At 70.8% G+C, this 15,235-nt stretch carries 11 protein-coding genes; 2 read left to right on the top strand and 9 right to left on the bottom strand.

Annotated elements, in window-relative coordinates; genetic code table 11:
* Window positions 1–158: 158 nt before the first annotated feature.
* The 6 genes from OC490_RS18065 to OC490_RS18040 all read right to left on the bottom strand — a co-directional run bounded on the left by OC490_RS18065 (window position 159) and on the right by OC490_RS18040 (window position 6,621).
* Window positions 159–1,178, bottom strand: coding sequence for a sugar ABC transporter substrate-binding protein (locus tag OC490_RS18065; protein ID WP_262058981.1), 1,020 nt, complete (start codon window positions 1,176–1,178; stop codon window positions 159–161).
* 246 nt (window positions 1,179–1,424) lie between these two features.
* A complete protein-coding gene (locus OC490_RS18060; RefSeq protein ID WP_262058980.1) occupies window positions 1,425–2,273 on the bottom strand; it encodes a sugar phosphate isomerase/epimerase family protein in 849 nt (282 codons plus the stop codon).
* 127 nt (window positions 2,274–2,400) lie between these two features.
* Complete coding sequence (locus OC490_RS18055; protein WP_262058979.1) at window positions 2,401–3,288, bottom strand: sugar phosphate isomerase/epimerase family protein; 888 nt, start codon at window positions 3,286–3,288, stop codon at window positions 2,401–2,403.
* A 616-nt stretch (window positions 3,289–3,904) separates the two neighbouring features.
* Complete coding sequence (locus OC490_RS18050) at window positions 3,905–5,125, bottom strand: cysteine desulfurase-like protein (RefSeq protein ID WP_262058978.1); 1,221 nt, start codon at window positions 5,123–5,125, stop codon at window positions 3,905–3,907.
* 36 nt (window positions 5,126–5,161) lie between these two features.
* Entirely contained in the window at window positions 5,162–5,947 is a 786-nt protein-coding gene (locus OC490_RS18045) for a helix-turn-helix transcriptional regulator (RefSeq protein WP_262058977.1), read from the bottom strand.
* Window positions 5,948–6,132: 185 nt separating this feature from the next.
* Window positions 6,133–6,621, bottom strand: a complete 489-nt coding sequence (locus OC490_RS18040) for a PaaI family thioesterase (RefSeq protein ID WP_200710726.1) — start codon at window positions 6,619–6,621, stop codon at window positions 6,133–6,135.
* A 93-nt stretch (window positions 6,622–6,714) separates the two neighbouring features.
* Between OC490_RS18040 and OC490_RS18035 the strand changes: the two genes are divergently transcribed.
* On the top strand, window positions 6,715–7,197 hold the full coding sequence (locus tag OC490_RS18035; protein ID WP_262058976.1) for a winged helix-turn-helix transcriptional regulator: 483 nt from the start codon (window positions 6,715–6,717) through the stop codon (window positions 7,195–7,197).
* On the opposite strand, the gene OC490_RS18030 is transcribed toward OC490_RS18035, so the two are convergent.
* From OC490_RS18030 to OC490_RS18020, 3 genes are all read right to left on the bottom strand, one after another.
* On the bottom strand, window positions 7,186–9,264 hold the full coding sequence (locus OC490_RS18030) for a GH92 family glycosyl hydrolase (protein WP_262058975.1): 2,079 nt from the start codon (window positions 9,262–9,264) through the stop codon (window positions 7,186–7,188). The two genes, OC490_RS18035 and OC490_RS18030, sit on opposite strands and share 12 nt — an antisense overlap.
* Before the next feature lie 166 nt (window positions 9,265–9,430).
* Window positions 9,431–13,108 (bottom strand): helix-turn-helix domain-containing protein, encoded by a 3,678-nt coding sequence (locus OC490_RS18025; protein WP_262058974.1) that lies wholly within the window; start codon window positions 13,106–13,108, stop codon window positions 9,431–9,433.
* A gap of 254 nt (window positions 13,109–13,362) precedes the next feature.
* Complete coding sequence (locus OC490_RS18020) at window positions 13,363–14,022, bottom strand: TetR/AcrR family transcriptional regulator (RefSeq protein ID WP_262058973.1); 660 nt, start codon at window positions 14,020–14,022, stop codon at window positions 13,363–13,365.
* A 151-nt stretch (window positions 14,023–14,173) separates the two neighbouring features.
* On the opposite strand from OC490_RS18020, the gene OC490_RS18015 reads away from it, so the two are divergent.
* Window positions 14,174–15,211: a medium chain dehydrogenase/reductase family protein gene (locus OC490_RS18015; protein ID WP_262058972.1), complete on the top strand. Its 1,038-nt coding sequence runs from the start codon at window positions 14,174–14,176 to the stop codon at window positions 15,209–15,211.
* Window positions 15,212–15,235: the final 24 nt, after the last annotated feature.

The following is a 15,235-nucleotide window of genomic DNA, read 5'->3' as shown; positions in this document are numbered from 1 at the left end:
CACGTACACCGCAGCCGCACCGAGGAACACACCCACCTCGGGACGCGCCAACAACTGGAGAGCCAGGGGCCGTTCGGAGGTCCGCCCGTCCTGTTCCGGGACCGGCGGAGCCGGCGACGGGGAGTCCGTCGCCGGTGCCGTGATCTGGGTCATGGGCGTCACCGTGTTCCCTTGGCGGCGAACTCGGCGACCTTGGCGACGTTGGTCTTGTCGACGAAGGCCGGGCCGGTCAGCACGGGCTCCTGGCCGCCGCCGCTGTAGTTGCCGTTGGTCTTGTACAGCCACAGCGAGTCGACGGCCAAGTAGCCCTGGAGGTACGGCTGCTGGTCGATGGCCCACTGGATCTTGCCGGCCTTGATGGCGCCGACCGCGTCCTTGTTGAGGTCGAAGGTGGCGAGCTTGGCCTTGCTGCCGGCGTCGGCGATGGACTGGATGGCGGTCATCGCGAACGGGGCGCCGAGCGTGGTGACGTAGTCGATGGTCTTGTCCTGCTGGAGCTTGGCCGTGATCGTCGACTTCACCGACGGCATGTCCGTGCCGTTGACGTTGAGGATGTCGGTCTTGCCGGTGAAGGTCTTCTTCACGCCGGCGCAGCGGGCCTCCAGGGCCACCTGTCCCTGTTCCATGATCACGCAGATGGTGTGCTTGGCCCCGGCCGCGTTGAGTTTGCGGCCGAATGCCTCACCGGCGATGCTCTCGTCCTGGCCGAAGTATTCGAGGAGACCCTGCTTCTTCCAGTCCTGCACACCGGTGTTGAAGCCGACGACGGGGATGCCGGCCTTCTCGGCCGTGGCTACCACGGACTTCATCGCGTCGGGCTTGGCGAGGGTGACCGCGATGCCGTCGACCTTCTGGTCGATCGCGTTCTGCACCAGGTTCGACTGGTTGGGCCCGTTGGGGTCGCTGGAGTAGACGAGCTTGACGTTGTCCTTGGCCGCGGCGGCCTGGGCGCCCTTGCGGATCGTGTCCCAGAAGGTGTCACCGGGGGCCGCGTGGGTGATCATCGCGACGGTCATGCGGGGTGTGGTGGCCTTGCCGGCCGAGACGCCGGCTCCGCTGTCGTCGGACTGTTTGCCCCCGGAGCTGCTGGAGCAGCCCGCCACAAGCAGTGCGGCGGCTGCGGCCGTAGCGACGACGGGGACGATTCTGCGGGAGCGGGGGTGGGATGTACGGTCCATCTTTCCGGCACCTCACTGTGCTGCAGCGGATCACATGCCGTTAACACGGCTGTTGCTTATGACGAGATAGAACCGTCACGCCACCCCAGGGTCAACGCTTGTAATGACATCATTTATCCATCACGCCAAGATGTCTGAACAATTTCTAGACGGCCGCCAAAACGTGTCCCATACATCGAAAAGGAAATGAAAAAGGGGTGGCGGGAGCGACCGTGGTTTCGCTCCCGCCACCCCTGTGGCCCCTTTTTAGTTCACGAGTGCCGCGGCACTCCGATATGCCGCCGCGGCGGCCTCCCGCACCGGCAGTGCGCGGTGCGTGTCGGAGAGGATCTCCACTCCCCAGGGGCCGCGGAAGCCGGCCGTGCGGAGCGCGGCGATGATCCCGGGCAGGTCGAACGAGCCCTCTCCGCACAGGCGTCGGCGGTGGACGGTGTCCTCGAAGAGCGTGCCGATAACCGCGCTGTCGGCGTCGTTGAGTTCCACGCCCACGATCCGCGAGCCGGGTACCTCGGCCAGTTCGGCGGGCGGCGTCTGGGCGCGTTCGGTGTGCCAGGCGTCGATGATGAGGCCGCCCGCCGGGTGACCGGCGGCCTCGACGAGCCGTAGCCCGTCGTGCACGGTCTTCAGGTTGGACCAGGGCAGTGGCTCGACGCCGAGCCGGGCACCGACCCCGTCGGCCTGCGCCGCCAGTACGGCGAACTCCTTGGCCCAGACGTCGAGTTCCCAGAGTTCGTCCGCCACGTCGGGGCCGATCTTGAAGGTGCGGGCGCCGAGCGTCTCGATGGCCTTCAGCATGCCGGCCCGGACCTCGTCCGACGCGGCCCGCCGGGGTCCGTCCGCCCACCAGTCGGTCAGCAGCTCCAACTCGACATGGCTGATCCCGTTGTCCGCGAAGAGCGACCGGATCCCGGCCATTCCGTATTCGCGCTCGGCCTCCACCAGGTCCACGTACAGCAGCCCGAAGGCGGTGAATCCGGCCTCGCGCGCCGCTTCCACCCGTTCCCGCAGATTCAGCGGACTGCGCTGGTCCTCCTCATCCGGAGCGGTGTCGCCTGCCGTCGTCCAACAAGTGGCCAGAAATTCGTCAGAGGTCATTTCTGTTTCCTGGATTCCTCATGTTCGGAAAAGACGCGGCGCCCGATCGCTCCGGCATTCTGAAATGGCCTTGGTACATCGGTAAATCCCTCAGAACACATCAAAAGCACATCAGGCCTGCATTCGGCTACGCGACGCCGCGCAGTACCGAGCGCAGATGTTCGGCGCTGGCCCACACGTCCTCGACCGGGCCCTTCGCCTTGGGCTCCTCGGTGAGGATGGTGTCCTGCTCCAGGACGTACCAGCCGTCGTACCCGCGGGCGCTCAGGTGGGTGACGATGGCCTCGACGTCGACGTCTCCGGCGCCCAGCGGGCGGTACATGCCCTTGCGGACGGCGTCGGTGTAGCTGAGCTGTCCGTCCTGGACCTTGGCGGCGAGGGAGGCGTCCACGTCCTTCATGTGGGTGTGGGCGATGCGCTCGGGGGCCTGGCGGGTGAGTTCGGCCGGGTCGGTGCCGCCGATGAGGAGGTGGCCGGTGTCGAGACAGAGGGAGATCGCCGAGTGCTCGAGGACACGCCGGACCTCGTCGCCGTTCTCGATCATCGTGCCTACGTGCGGGTGCAGGACGGCGCGCACCCCGCGTTCGGCAGCGAGCGAGGCGAGCCGGTCGAGGTTGGACAGCAGCAACTTCCAGCCGTCGGCGTCGAGTTCGGGGCGCGAGTCGTACCCGTCCTGGCCGGTGACGGCCGACAGGACCAGCACCTCCGCCTTCGAGGCGTCGTAGCCCGCCAGGAGCTGTTCGGCCTCGGGCAGCGGGTCGTGGCCGGGCACGTGCAGGAGCAGCGGGGTGAAGCCGCCGACCGCGTGCAGGTCGTGGTCGGCGAGGGTGCGGGCCATGGCGCCGGGCTCGGCGGGCAGGAAGCCCTCGGGGCCGAACTCGGTGGCGGACAGGCCGACCTCGCGCATCTCGTTCAGCACCCGCTCGGGCGTCAACTGGTAGCCCCAGCCGGGGACTTCGCAGACGCCCCAGGAGATGGGGGCACCGGCGATCCTGTTCAGGGGGGAGGTGGTCATGCTGTGGCCTTTCTGAGGTTCCGGTCGGGGTGATCGAACAGTGGATGGTGGCGGGCGGGTTCCGGATCGAGATCTTCCAGGCCTGCGCCCGCCGGCCGTCCCGATTCCGGTGCCGCGGCTCTGCGACGAACGGGGCGTGCAGGGTCAACACATCGCTCGACTCCAGCGATGGTGCCTTCGGCGACCGCAAGGTCCCCGGGCGTGGGACGGGTGACGAAGACGACCAACTCCGTACCGGATGGCCGGAGTTCGCGCCCGGCACCGCGAGCACCGGCTGCCAGGCACCGCTTTCCGCGCACGCCGCAGCAGCCGCGACGACTGGGGTCGTCGTAGCCCAGGCTGTTGCCCGGGCCGGGCGGGTCGAAGGGAGACGTGACGTCCCGGGTCCGCCCCTCGCCCGCCGACGTCTGCCATCGGCTTTCGACGAGTAGCCCCACAGGCGTCACTGCCCTCTCCCTCCAGAAACCCTCGCGACCGTCGTGGCTGGTCCGAAGCGCCGGTCGGTCGACGACCAGGCCATTTACCTGGGCGTAACGGTAGGTGCGGCGCGGGGCATTGTTGAAGGGGTCGAATCCATCATTAACCCGTCAACGGGCACTTCTTTTTTCCGTCATCCCTACATCCGCTTCAGGAACAGCTCCAGTCCGGTGAGGAGTCGGTCGACGTCCTCGGTGTCGGTGTAGGGCGCGAGGCCGATGCGCAGGCCGCCGGAGTCGCCCAGGCCGAGGTGACGGGAGGCCTCGATGGCGTAGAAGGAGCCGGAGGGTGCGTGGACGTGGCGTTCGGCGAGGAAGCGGGAGGCGTCCTGCGTGCCGTGTGCGCCGAAGGCCTCGTCGAAGGTGAGGAGCACGGTGGGGGTGCGCTCGGCCGCGTTGGAGTGGACGGTGATGCCGTCCAGGGCGGCGAGTCCCTGGTCGATGAGCGTGCGCAGGACTTCCTCGTGTCGGTGGAGTGCGGCGAGACTGGCCGTCAACCGCTCGCGCCGACTCCCCGTGGCTCCCGTGTCGAGGCCTGCGAGGACGTCGACCGCCGCGCTGGTGCCGGCGAGCAACTCGTAGGGCAGGGTGCCGAGTTCGAAGCGTTCGGGTACGGCGTCGGAGGAGGGCAGGAGCTTGTCCGGGCGCAGGGTCTCCAGCAGTTCGGGCCGGGCGGCGAGGACGCCGTGGTGCGGGCCGAGGAACTTGTACGGCGAGCACACGAAGAAGTCGGCGCCGAGCTGCCCGAGGTCGACCAGGGCGTGCGCGGTGTAGTGGACGCCGTCGACGTGGAACAGCGCTCCCACCTCGTGTGCGAGACGGGCCATCTCGGGGATCGCGGGCCGGGTGCCGATCAGGTTGGAGGCGGCGGTGACGGCGACCAGCCGGGTGCGTGCGGAGAGGGCGGCGCGGAGGTGGTCGAGGGTCAGTTCACCGGTCGCGGGGTCGAAGTCGGCCCAGCGGACGGTGGCACCGACCCGCTCGGCCGCCTGTGTCCAGGGGCGGATGTTGGCGTCGTGGTCGAGGCGGGTGACCACGACCTCGTCGCCGGGCGCCCAGGTCGTGGCGAGGGTGCGGGCGAGGTCGTAGGTGAGCTGGGTGGCGCTGCGGCCGAAGACGATGCCCGAGGGGTGCGCGCCGAGGAGGTCGGCCATGGCCTCGCGGGCGCCGGTGACGATGGTGTCGGCGTTGCGCTCCCCCGCCGTGACCTGGCCCCGGTTGGACAGGGGGTTCGACAGTGCCCGGGTGATGGCCTCGATGACCGGGCGGGGGGTCTGGGTGCCGCCGGGGCCGTCGAAGTGGGCGGTCCCGGTGCTCAGGGCGGGGAACAGGGCGCGCAGGGCGGTGATGTCGTACGTCACGAAGGTGAGCTCCTGTCGGTGCGGCGGCTCGGGGGGTCAGCGTCCCGTGCGGGGTGGGAGCAGGCCGATCTCCTGCGCCCGTAGCACCGTACTCACCCGGTCGCGTGTGCCCAGTTTCCGGTAGAGGCTCTCGACGTGCTTGTGCACCGTGCGCACGGATATGCCCAGGCGGTGGGCGATGGCCGAGGCGGTGAGGGCGTCGGCGAGGAGCAGGAGGACGGTGACCTGGCGGGGGGTGAGGCGGCAGTCCTCGGGCATCTCGGGCGGGGCCTGGGTGGCGCGCCAGCGTTCGAGGAGTTGCCGCTGCTGTTCCACGCCGGCCAGGAGGGGCTGGATCATTTCGGCGGCCCGGACGTCGTCCTCGGTGAAGTCGGCGCCGGCCCGGTAGACGAGGGCGCCGGTGACCGGGGTGGCCGTGCCCGGCAGCGGGATGGCCAGGACGTGGTCGGCGTCCATCAGGCGGCTGATCGTGCCCGCGGTGCGGCTGTCGGCCCAGCCTTTCCCGGCGACCCGGTGGGCGGTTCCGGGGCGGCGGGCGGCACCGGCCGTGAAGTAGTGGTCCGCGAAGGGGTAGCCCCGGCGCAGCACCGTCATCGCCTCGTCGTCGATCCGCCCGAGGTGTGCCGCGGCGGCGGGCGAGAGCCCCATCGCGCCGGTGCGGTCCGTCCACTCGCCGAGCTTGTAGATCAGCGCCTCGCCCCCGCAAAGGCCCGGCAGCGCCGCGGCGACCATGGGCCACAACCGCGCGGGATCCCGTTCGTGCAGCGCCGCGACCGCCACGGTCAGCATGCGCTCATACGCCCCGGTCACCCCGACCGCCATACGCCCTCACGATCCCGCTGTGTCACATCCACGTACGTACTTCTCCCCATACCACCACGGCAACGGCTTGCGGCAAACTTCACAGCGTGCCTGCAAGGCCCGAGTCCGTGAGGATCAAGGGAGTTGACGGTACGGATCCGCCTGCGCGGGGGACAGGCGGACTCCTCTTCTACGACTGTTTCCGGTCAGGGCACGGGAAACAGCAGGCAGCTGCTGGTGGCGTGGGCGAGCAGCCGGTCCTTCTCGTCGAACAGCTGGGACTGGGCGAGCGCGGTGCGCCGTCCGCCGTTGAGGACGGTGCCGACGGCGCGGATCCGGCCGGTGTCGGCGGTGACCGGGCGCAGGAACTTCACGGTCAGGTCGAGCGAGGTGTAGCCCATGCCCTCGGGCAACGTGGACTGCACGGCACAGCCTGCCGCCGAGTCGAGCAGGGTGGCGAAGACCCCGCCGTGCACGCTGCCGATGGGGTTGTAGTGCTCCTCCCCCGGAATCAGGGAGAACACCGCGCGCCCGAACTCCACCTCGTCGACGGTGAAGTTCAGGGTGGCGCCGATGGGCGCCGCGGGGAGCTGTCCGGCGATCACTTCCCGCAGGAATTCCAGACCCGTGGTCTTTCCTACGGCGGCTGCCGAGATCCCCGGGTCCTGCCACTCGTACGTGCGTGACCGTCCCATGCGGTACTGCCTCCTCTGCTGGCTTCTTCGATAGAAGCTAGATCCAGTCGCAGCTGACTGTCAACGACAGAGCCAGGTGGCTATGGTGGCGGCATGGAATGGCTCGATGTGAGCACGGAGAACTGCCCGGTCCAGAGCACGCTCGATCTCGTCGGCGAGAAGTGGACCCTGCTGATCCTGCGGGACGCCTTCATCCGGGTCCGCCGTTTCGACGACTTCAGGCGCCATATCGGGCTGTCCGACGCGGTGCTGTCCGACCGGCTCCGCAAGCTGGTCGCGGCGGGCATCCTGACGACCGTGCCCTACCAGGAGGCGGGGAGCCGGACGCGCAACGAGTACCGGCTGACGGGCAAGGGCCGCGATCTGTGGCCGATCCTCATGGCTCTTCGGCAGTGGGGTGAGACGCATGCCGCCGACCCCGGGGGGCAGGTCCTCGACGTCCGGCACACCGAGTGCGGCGCGCCGGTGCGTGTGGTGGTGGAGTGCGACGGACCGCACGGCGCACTCGCACCGACCGAGGTGACGGCCGCTCCCGGACCGGCGGCCCGTCGCGTGCGAAGCCCGCTACCGGAGTGAGTGCCTCGGCGGCTGCCGGAGTGTGTGCCTGGGCGACGCGGAGCCGACCGTGAGCGTGGTGCCGTCGCCCCGGTGGACGGTGGCGGTGGTGAACAGGGGTGCGGTGCGGGTGAGTTGGGCGCTGCCGGGGACCTCGGGGTACAGGCCCAGGCTCGCCCACACCGCCCAGGACGACATGGCGCCGAGGTCGTCGTTGCCGACGAGGCCGCCGGGTACGTCGCTGAACATCGTGGACAGCGCGCGGTGGACGACGGCCCCGGCACGGTCCGTGTGGCCGACGTGGGTGTACGCCCAAGGGGTCCCGAAGGAGGGCTCGTTGCCGAGGTAGGCGTAGGGCTCCGACGCGCCCGCGTTGAGGCTGCTGAAGAAGGTGTCGAGGCGGGCGGTGACGGCGGAGTCGCCGCCCATGGCCGCGAACAGTCCCGGCAGGTCCTGCGGCACCATCCAGGTGTACTGGGCGGCGTTGCCCTCCACGTACTCCGTCTTCTGGGCCGGGGTGAAGGCCGGCCAGGTGCCGTCGGCGGCGCGGGGCTGGATGTATCCGGTGGCGGGGTTGAAGAGGTTGCGCCAGTTCCCGGAGGCCCGCAGCAAGGTGCCGTACGCGGTCAAGTCCCCCAGCCGGTGGGCGAGTTGGGCCAGCGCGTAGTCGGCGACGGCGTATTCGAGGGTGGTGGAGACCGAGCCCCACACCCCCTTGGTGCCGGCGGGGACGTAGCCGAGGGTGTCGTACTGCGTGTGGCCGGGCCGCTGGCGGTCGTCCTGGCGGTCCGCGAGGGCCGTGCGCAGCAGGACGTCGGCGTCGAAGTCGGTGCCGCCGAAGGCATGGACGGCGGACGCGATGGCGGGCAGCGGGTCGCCGACCATGACACCGCTGCCGCCGTTCGCGAGGGTCCAGCGGTCGAAGTACCCGGCCTGCAGGCCCTGGTCGAGGACGGACTGCGCGATGTCGGAGGCCTCGCGCGGGGCGAGCAGCGCCAGCAGCTGGACCTGGCAGCGGTAGACGTCCCAGCCGGAGAAGTTCGCGTACTGCACATGCCCGGTGCGGGTGCGGTGGACGAGCCCGTCCATGCCGGTGTAGCGGCCGTCGGTGTCGCTGAAGACGCTGGGGTGCAGGAGGGCGTGGTAGAGCGCGGTGTAGAAGACGCGGCGCTGGGCGTCCGTACCGCCGCCGACGGTGACGCGGTTCAGCCAGGTGTTCCAGTCGGCGCGCACGGCCTGCCGGACGGTGTCGTACGACCGCCCCGCCTGCTCGGTGAGTGCGTTGCGGCGGGCACCCTCGACGTCGACGAAGGAGACGCCGACCCGGGCGGTCACCGTGCGCACACCGGGGGCGAAGGTGACCATGGCCGCGCCTGCTCTGCCGTCCGGGTGGGCGGACTCGGCGAAGGGCTGGTCGAAGGTGGCGTGGAAGTAGAGCCGGTAGCGGTTCTTGGACTTGCAGAAGGCGCCGCTGTCGCTGTACCCGGACAGGGTGTTGGTGCCGATGTCGACCGATCCGGTGGCCGCGGTGAACGCCTTCGCCGCGTCGATGCTCACCGCTGCGGGGCGGGTGTCGGCCGCCGGGTAGGTGAAGCGGGCGATGCCCGAGCGCTGGGTGGTGGTCAGGTCGGTGCCGATGCCGTTGTCGAAGGTGACGTGGTAACTGCCGGGCTCAGCCTGCTCGTTGGCGTGCGAGAACGTGGCGTACGCCGGCGGTACGGCGTCCTGGGTGGGCATGAAGGGGACGTTGCCGTAGGCGGCGCAGCCGGCTCCGGAGATGTGCGCGAGGCTGAAGCCGCGGATGCGGTTGTCGCCGTAGGAGTAGCCGCCGTGCTGGTACGTCACGGTGTCGGGGCTCCACTGCATCCCGCCGAGCGGAGCCGAGGCCCCCGGGAAGGTGTTGCCGGCGCCGCCGCCGTGTCCGAAGTCGGGGCCGCCGGGGGCGGTGCCGACGAACGGGTTGACGTACCGCGCGAGATCGTCGACGGCCCGGGGCTTGCCGTCCGCCCTGACCGGGGCGGCGGCGGCCGTTCCGGACGCCACGAGCACCGAGGCCGCCAGTACGGTCCGCAGCAGGGGAAGTCGCACCACGTTTCTCCAGCCAGACAGGGAACCCGCCGCCCGCGCGGCGCCGGACCGCGAGTGTCCCCAACCTGATCTTCACAACGGCGCCGCCACACCGTCGGGGTCCCTGGAGCCAGCCGGTCGGGTCAGCGGGCGGTCAGGTACGTGACGCCCGCGCTGTGGACGTGGTTCAGGTGGGGCAGGCCGTGTCTCGGTGGCCGTCGAGGTAGGTGGACTGTTCCAGCGGCCTGAAGTCACGGTGCACGGCGGCGCAGATCTTGTCGATGGCCTGCCGTGGGTCGAGCAGCACCAGGTTCCACAGCCGAGCGGTTCCGTCGCTGCTGCCGGTCGCGAGGGTGCGACCGTCGGGGCTGAAGGCCAGGGTCCGTACGGGCCCGGTGTGGCCGGTCAGCGTGGCCCGTGCCCGGCCGGTGGCCGCGTCCCACAGACGTACCGTGCCGTCCTCGCTGCCGCTGGCGACGGTGCGGCCGTCGACGCTGAAGGCCACCGCCCACACCTGGTCACCGTGGCCGGTCAGAACGGCCCGTTGCCTCCCGGTGGCGGTGTCCCAGAGGCGTACGGTGCGGTCCTCGCTGCTGCTGGCGAGGATCCGCCCGTCGGGGCTGAACGCCAGCGACTTCACGGTGCTGGTGTGACCGGTGAGGGTGGCCCGGGTGGTGCCGGTGACGAGGTCCTGCAGCAGGATCGTGTGGTCGTACGCGCCGGTCGCGAGAGTGCGGTTGTCGGGGCTGACGGCGACGGACCACACGGGTTTGGTGTGCCGGGTGGTGAGGGCGCGCGCCTTGCCGGTGGTCGTGTTCCACTGCCGCAGCTCGCCGTCGTCGTAACGGCTGATCACGCTGCGTCCGTCCGGGGTGAAGGACATCGACCAGACGCTTGACCGGTACGGCAGAACCAGGCGGGAGGTCGCCGTACGCGTGTCCCACAGCCGTACGGTTCCGTCCACGCCGCCCGTGGCCAGGGTGCGGCCGTCCGGGCTGAACTCGACGAACCTCACAGCAGATGTCCGGCCGGCGAGGGTGGCCCGGAGCGTTCCGGTGGCCGTGTTCCACAGCCGGGTCTTCCCGTCGTCGCCGGCGGCGGCCAGGACGCGGCCGTCCGGACTGACTGCCACCGAACGGATCGGTCCCGTACGGCTGTTGACGGTCATACCGGCCTGACCGGTCTCCGGCTGCCACAGACAGGCCGTACCGTCCTCGCTGCCGGTGGCCAAGGTGCGGCCGTCCGGACTGAAGGCCGCCGACATCACGGTGTCCGTGTGCCTGGTGGCGACGGTCCGGCTGTCGTCGGTGGCCAGCTCCGTCAGCCTCAGGGTCCTGTCGCTCCCGGTCGTGGCCAGGGTGCGGCCGTTGGGACTGAACGCCACCGACATCACCTGGCGGGTGTGACCCGTGCGCACGATGTGGCCGGCGCTGTTCCCGCCGTGGAGAGACAGAGCCGCGGACCCCACCGGCCAGGTCCGGGCGGTACGGCCGACGCCTGCGGCGAGCGTCTTCCCGTCGGGGCTGAACGCCACGGACCGTACCTGCCCGGCGCGGCCCGCCAGCGTGACCTGCGCCCGGCCGGTGGCCGCGTCCCACAGACGCACCGTGCCGTCCCCACTGCCGGTGGCCAGCAGGTGACCGTCGGGGCTGAACGCCACCGACCAGACGAGGTCGGTGTGGCCCTTGAGCGTGGCACGGACCTTCCCCGAGGCCACGTCCCACACACGCACCGACGTGTCCGCCGCAGCCGCGATCGTACGGCCGTCCGGGCTGAAGGCCACCGCCAACACCTGTGCGTTGCCGTGGCCTGGCAATCTGGCGCGGACCCTGCCGGTGGCCACGTCCCAGAGCTGCACGCCGTCCTCCCCACCGGAGGCCAGTGTCCTGCCGTCGGGAGCGAACGCCACCGTGTCCTGCGCACCGCCGTGCCCGTCGAGCGTGGCCCGCTGTGTTCCGGTGGCGGTGTTCCACAGCCGAATGCTCTTGTCATCGGTCGCGGTGGCCAGGGTGCGGCCGTCCGGGCTGAACGCCACCGACCACACGGTCCGGTAGACGGTCAGGCGGTGCAGCAACGGCAACGCGGCAGCCGTGTACAGGCTGCCGACGGCCTCGGTGCCGGGGCTCGTACGGTATGCCTGAACCGCGAGCAGCGAGGCCAAGTCGGGGTTGGTGTCCAGCAACGCCGCCGACTGGGCGGCGAGTTGCCGGGACAACGCCGTGCGCTGCGCGCTGACGGCACCCTGCCGCTGGTCGAACGCCAGCCCGGCCGCGATGACCGCCACCACCAGCAGCGCGGCCAACGCAGCGATCAGGGACCGCAGTCGGCGGGTCGCACGAGCCGCCACGCGCTCCTCGGCGTCCCGCGTCCGGAGGCTGGCCGTGAGGAACGCCCTTTCCGGCTGGGTGAGTTGGTCGACGCTCCCGGAGGCGGTGAAGATCTCCTCGGCCGCGGTCAGCCGCGCCCCCCGATACAGGGCACCGGCGTCACGGTCCAACTGCTCCCAGGTGTCGGCCGCTTCGGTGAGTAATCGGTGCCGTCGCAGCACCTCGCGGTCGCGGTCGATCCATTCGCGCAGCCGGGGCCACGCGGTGATCAGTGCCTCGTGGGCGAGATCGACGGTGTCGTCGTCGAGGGTGATCAGCCGGGCCCGCGCCAACCGGTCCAGCACAACAGCCGTGTCACCGGTGCCGTCGGTGTCGAGCTCGGCACGGCGGGCGGGACGGCCGGCGTCGTCGCTGCCCTCGCCCGGAGCGATCAGCCGCAGCATCACCTGGCGGGCGAGCACGGCCTCCTGCGGGGAGAGGCTGCCGTAGAGGTCCTCGGCTGTCTGGGTGATCGCACCCCGGACACCGCCGGCGGCCTCGTACCCCTTGAGCGTCAGCGTGCGGCCCCGCCGGCGGCGCCACGTTTCGAGGAGCGCGTGGGACATCAGCGGAAGCCCGCCGGGCCGGTCGGACACGTCCGCGACGATCCGGTCGGTCAGGGCCCGCTCCACGGTCAGACCCTGCGCCGTGGCGGGTTTGACGACGGCCTCGCGCAGTTCAGCCGTGCTCATCGGGGCGACGAGCAGGCTCGCACCGCGCAGCGCGTCCGCGATGCCGCGGTGCTCGGCGAGCCTCCCGTAGAGGTCCGCGCGTACCGCGATCACCACCCGCAGCCGCCCGCCGGGCCGGGAGGCCGCCAGCAGCCGGTCCAGGAAACGGGCCCGCTCGGCGGGGTCCTGACAGAGCGTGAAGACCTCCTCGAACTGGTCCACGATCACCCACGTGTCCCCGTCCTCCGTGCTCTCGGCAGGAACCAGCGCCCGGGCATGCCTACGATCCGGATGCTCGCCGGGCGTGAGGATGCGTACGGCCACCGGGCGGACACCCGGCCAGGCCTCACCACGCAACGCCGGGACCAGACCGGCGCGCAGCAGGGACGACTTGCCACTGCCCGACGTACCGACGACGGCCACGAACCGGTTGTCGAGCGCCAACTCCGCGAGATCGGCGACCAGTTGATCCCTCCCGAAGAAACGGCCGCTGTCACCCGGCTCGAATCGCGCCAGCCCCCGGTACGGCGGCGTGGCCCCCTCGTCCTCCTCGGGCCGCCCGGCCTCCTCATCGGCCGTCCGCCGCCAACGCCCTTCCCACTCACCGGAATCCGCGCCGCAGGCCCGGACGTAGGCAAGAACGACAGCCAGGGACGGAAGGCGTTCACCGGCCGCGGCCTCCGACAGCGTGGCCGCCGAGAAGTCCACCCGGCCGGCCATCACCCGATACGTGATCCCCCCGGCCTCCCGCCGCAGTTGACGCAACTCGTACGCCAACCGCTGCACCGGTCCGGCCTCAGGATCCAGCGGACTCTCCGGACGCCCCATGCCGATTGCCCCCTATGACCTCTTACTGCCTGCTGTGGCCTGTGGCCTCCGCGGTCGGCCGAACGTCCCGCGCCCCTCCCCCAAGGGGACGCGGGACGACCTCCCCCACTGCACCGAGTCCACCGGGCCGGAAGTTGATTGGCAGCCCTTCCCGAGCCGCCAATCAATGGGAACCGTCCCACATGGACGGGGAGTTGGGCGGCGCGGCGAAGAGCGCCTGCGCCGGTCCTGCCCTCGTCACCGTACGGCAGGCCTCACTCCCCCCGCTGCTCCACCAGCCCCGCCAGTTCGGACGCGAAAAGCCGGGCCGGGTCGAAGCCCATGCCGGTGAAGTGACCAGCGAGTTCCAGGGACAGGACGCCGTGCAGGCGGGTCCAGAAGGTCAGGGACCGGTGGAGGACCGCGGGAGGGGTGGGGTGGCCGCCCGCCCAGTCGCGGTGGTCCGCGAGATGCGCCTCGAACGGCGTTGCGGGGACGTCCGCCTGCCCTGCGGCGGCGCAGGCGTTCAGCAGGACCGTCATGATCTCGGACGCGATGCCGGTGATGTCGTCGGGCGCGTGGTAGCCGGGGACGGGGGTGCCGTAGACGAGGAAGTACCGCTGGGGGTCGTCGAGGGCCCACGCCCGCAGGGTGTGAGCCAGTCCGGGCAGGTCGGTGCCGGTCTCGGCGGCCGTGCGGAAGGCGTCGGCGAGGCTTCGGTACGCGTCCCGGACGAGCTCGGTGATCAGGTCGTCCCGGCTGGCGAAGTACCGGTAGAGCGCGGGTCCGCTCATGCCCATCCGCTTGGCGATGCCGTTGAGGGAGAGCGCCGAGGCGCCCGCCGTGGCGATCTGCTCCCGCGCGTGGTCCTTGATCTCCGTACGCACCTGGTCGCGGTAGCGCTCACGCGGAGTCCTCGTGCCTGTTTCCGCCATGACCGGCCGCCTTCCACACTCACGGGACTACATGCTCACGCTTCAGTTAGAAGGTATCACGATTGCACTTGACGACCCCTTCTAGCGTGCGTTAGAACTTATAACGAACACGAAAGCGCATAGCTCGCCGCAGCTCACAGTGGAGGTCGCCATGAACAACACCACCGACGCACTCGTCGAGGTCGTCCTGCCGGGCAAGGTCGAGCCCGAGGGCCTGGAGGTCCGGCACGGAGCCGTCCCCGTCGCGGGCCCCGGCCAGGTCGTGATCCGGATGGAGGCGACCGGGGTCTCCTTCGCCGAGCAGCAGATGCGCCGCGGCCGGTACTACGACCAGCCCCCGTTCCCCTTCGTCCCCGGCTACGACCTGGTCGGTACGGTCCAGAGCACCGGCACCGGCGTGGAGCCGGGCCTGGTCGGCACCCGGGTGGCCGCACTGGTGAAGGTCGGCGGCTGGGCCAGCCATGTGCTGGTCGACGCGGCCGACGTGGTGCCGGTGCCGGCCGGGGTCGGCGCGGCGGAGGCCGAGACCGTGGTGGTCAACGGCATCACCGCCTGGCAGATGCTGCACCGCAAGGCCCGGGTCCGCGCGGGCCAGACGATCCTGGTGCACGGCGCCAACGGCGGAGTCGGCACGGTCCTGGTCCAACTCGCCCGCGCGGCAGGCGTGCACGTGATCGGCACGGCGTCGGCGCGCCACCACGACGCACTGCGCGACCAGGGTGTCGAGCCCATCGACTACCGCACCCCGGACCTCGCCGCCCGGGTCCGCGACCTCGCCCCGCGCGGGGTGGACGCCGTCTTCGACCACGTCGGCGGCCCGAGCGTCGTCCGCTCCTGGCGCCTCCTCGCCCCCGGCGGCACCCTCGTCTCCTACGGCAGCGCCTCCACCCGCGACGACGAGGGCTCCAAGCAGCTGCCCGTGCTCAAGATCCTCGGCCGCGTCTGGACGTGGAACACGCTGCCCAACGGCCGCCACGCGTACTTCTTCAACGTCTGGGCCGGGCGCGCCCTGAACAAGAACCGGTTCCGGGCCCAGCTGCGCACCGACCTCTCACAGGTCTTCGCGGCCGTCGAGCGCGGCGAGGTCACACCGCAGATCGCGGCCCGACTGCCGCTGGCCCGCGTCTCCGACGCCCTGCGCCTCGCCGAGTCGGGCACGGTCGCCGGCAAGGTCGTACTGACGCCGTAGTACAGCCTTCCATCGGCGTACGGT

The organism is Streptomyces sp. STR69, from assembly GCF_024519455.1.
In the GTDB taxonomy this organism is placed as follows: Bacteria; Actinomycetota; Actinomycetes; order Streptomycetales; family Streptomycetaceae; genus Streptomyces.
This window is presented reverse-complemented; position numbering and strand designations above follow the sequence as displayed.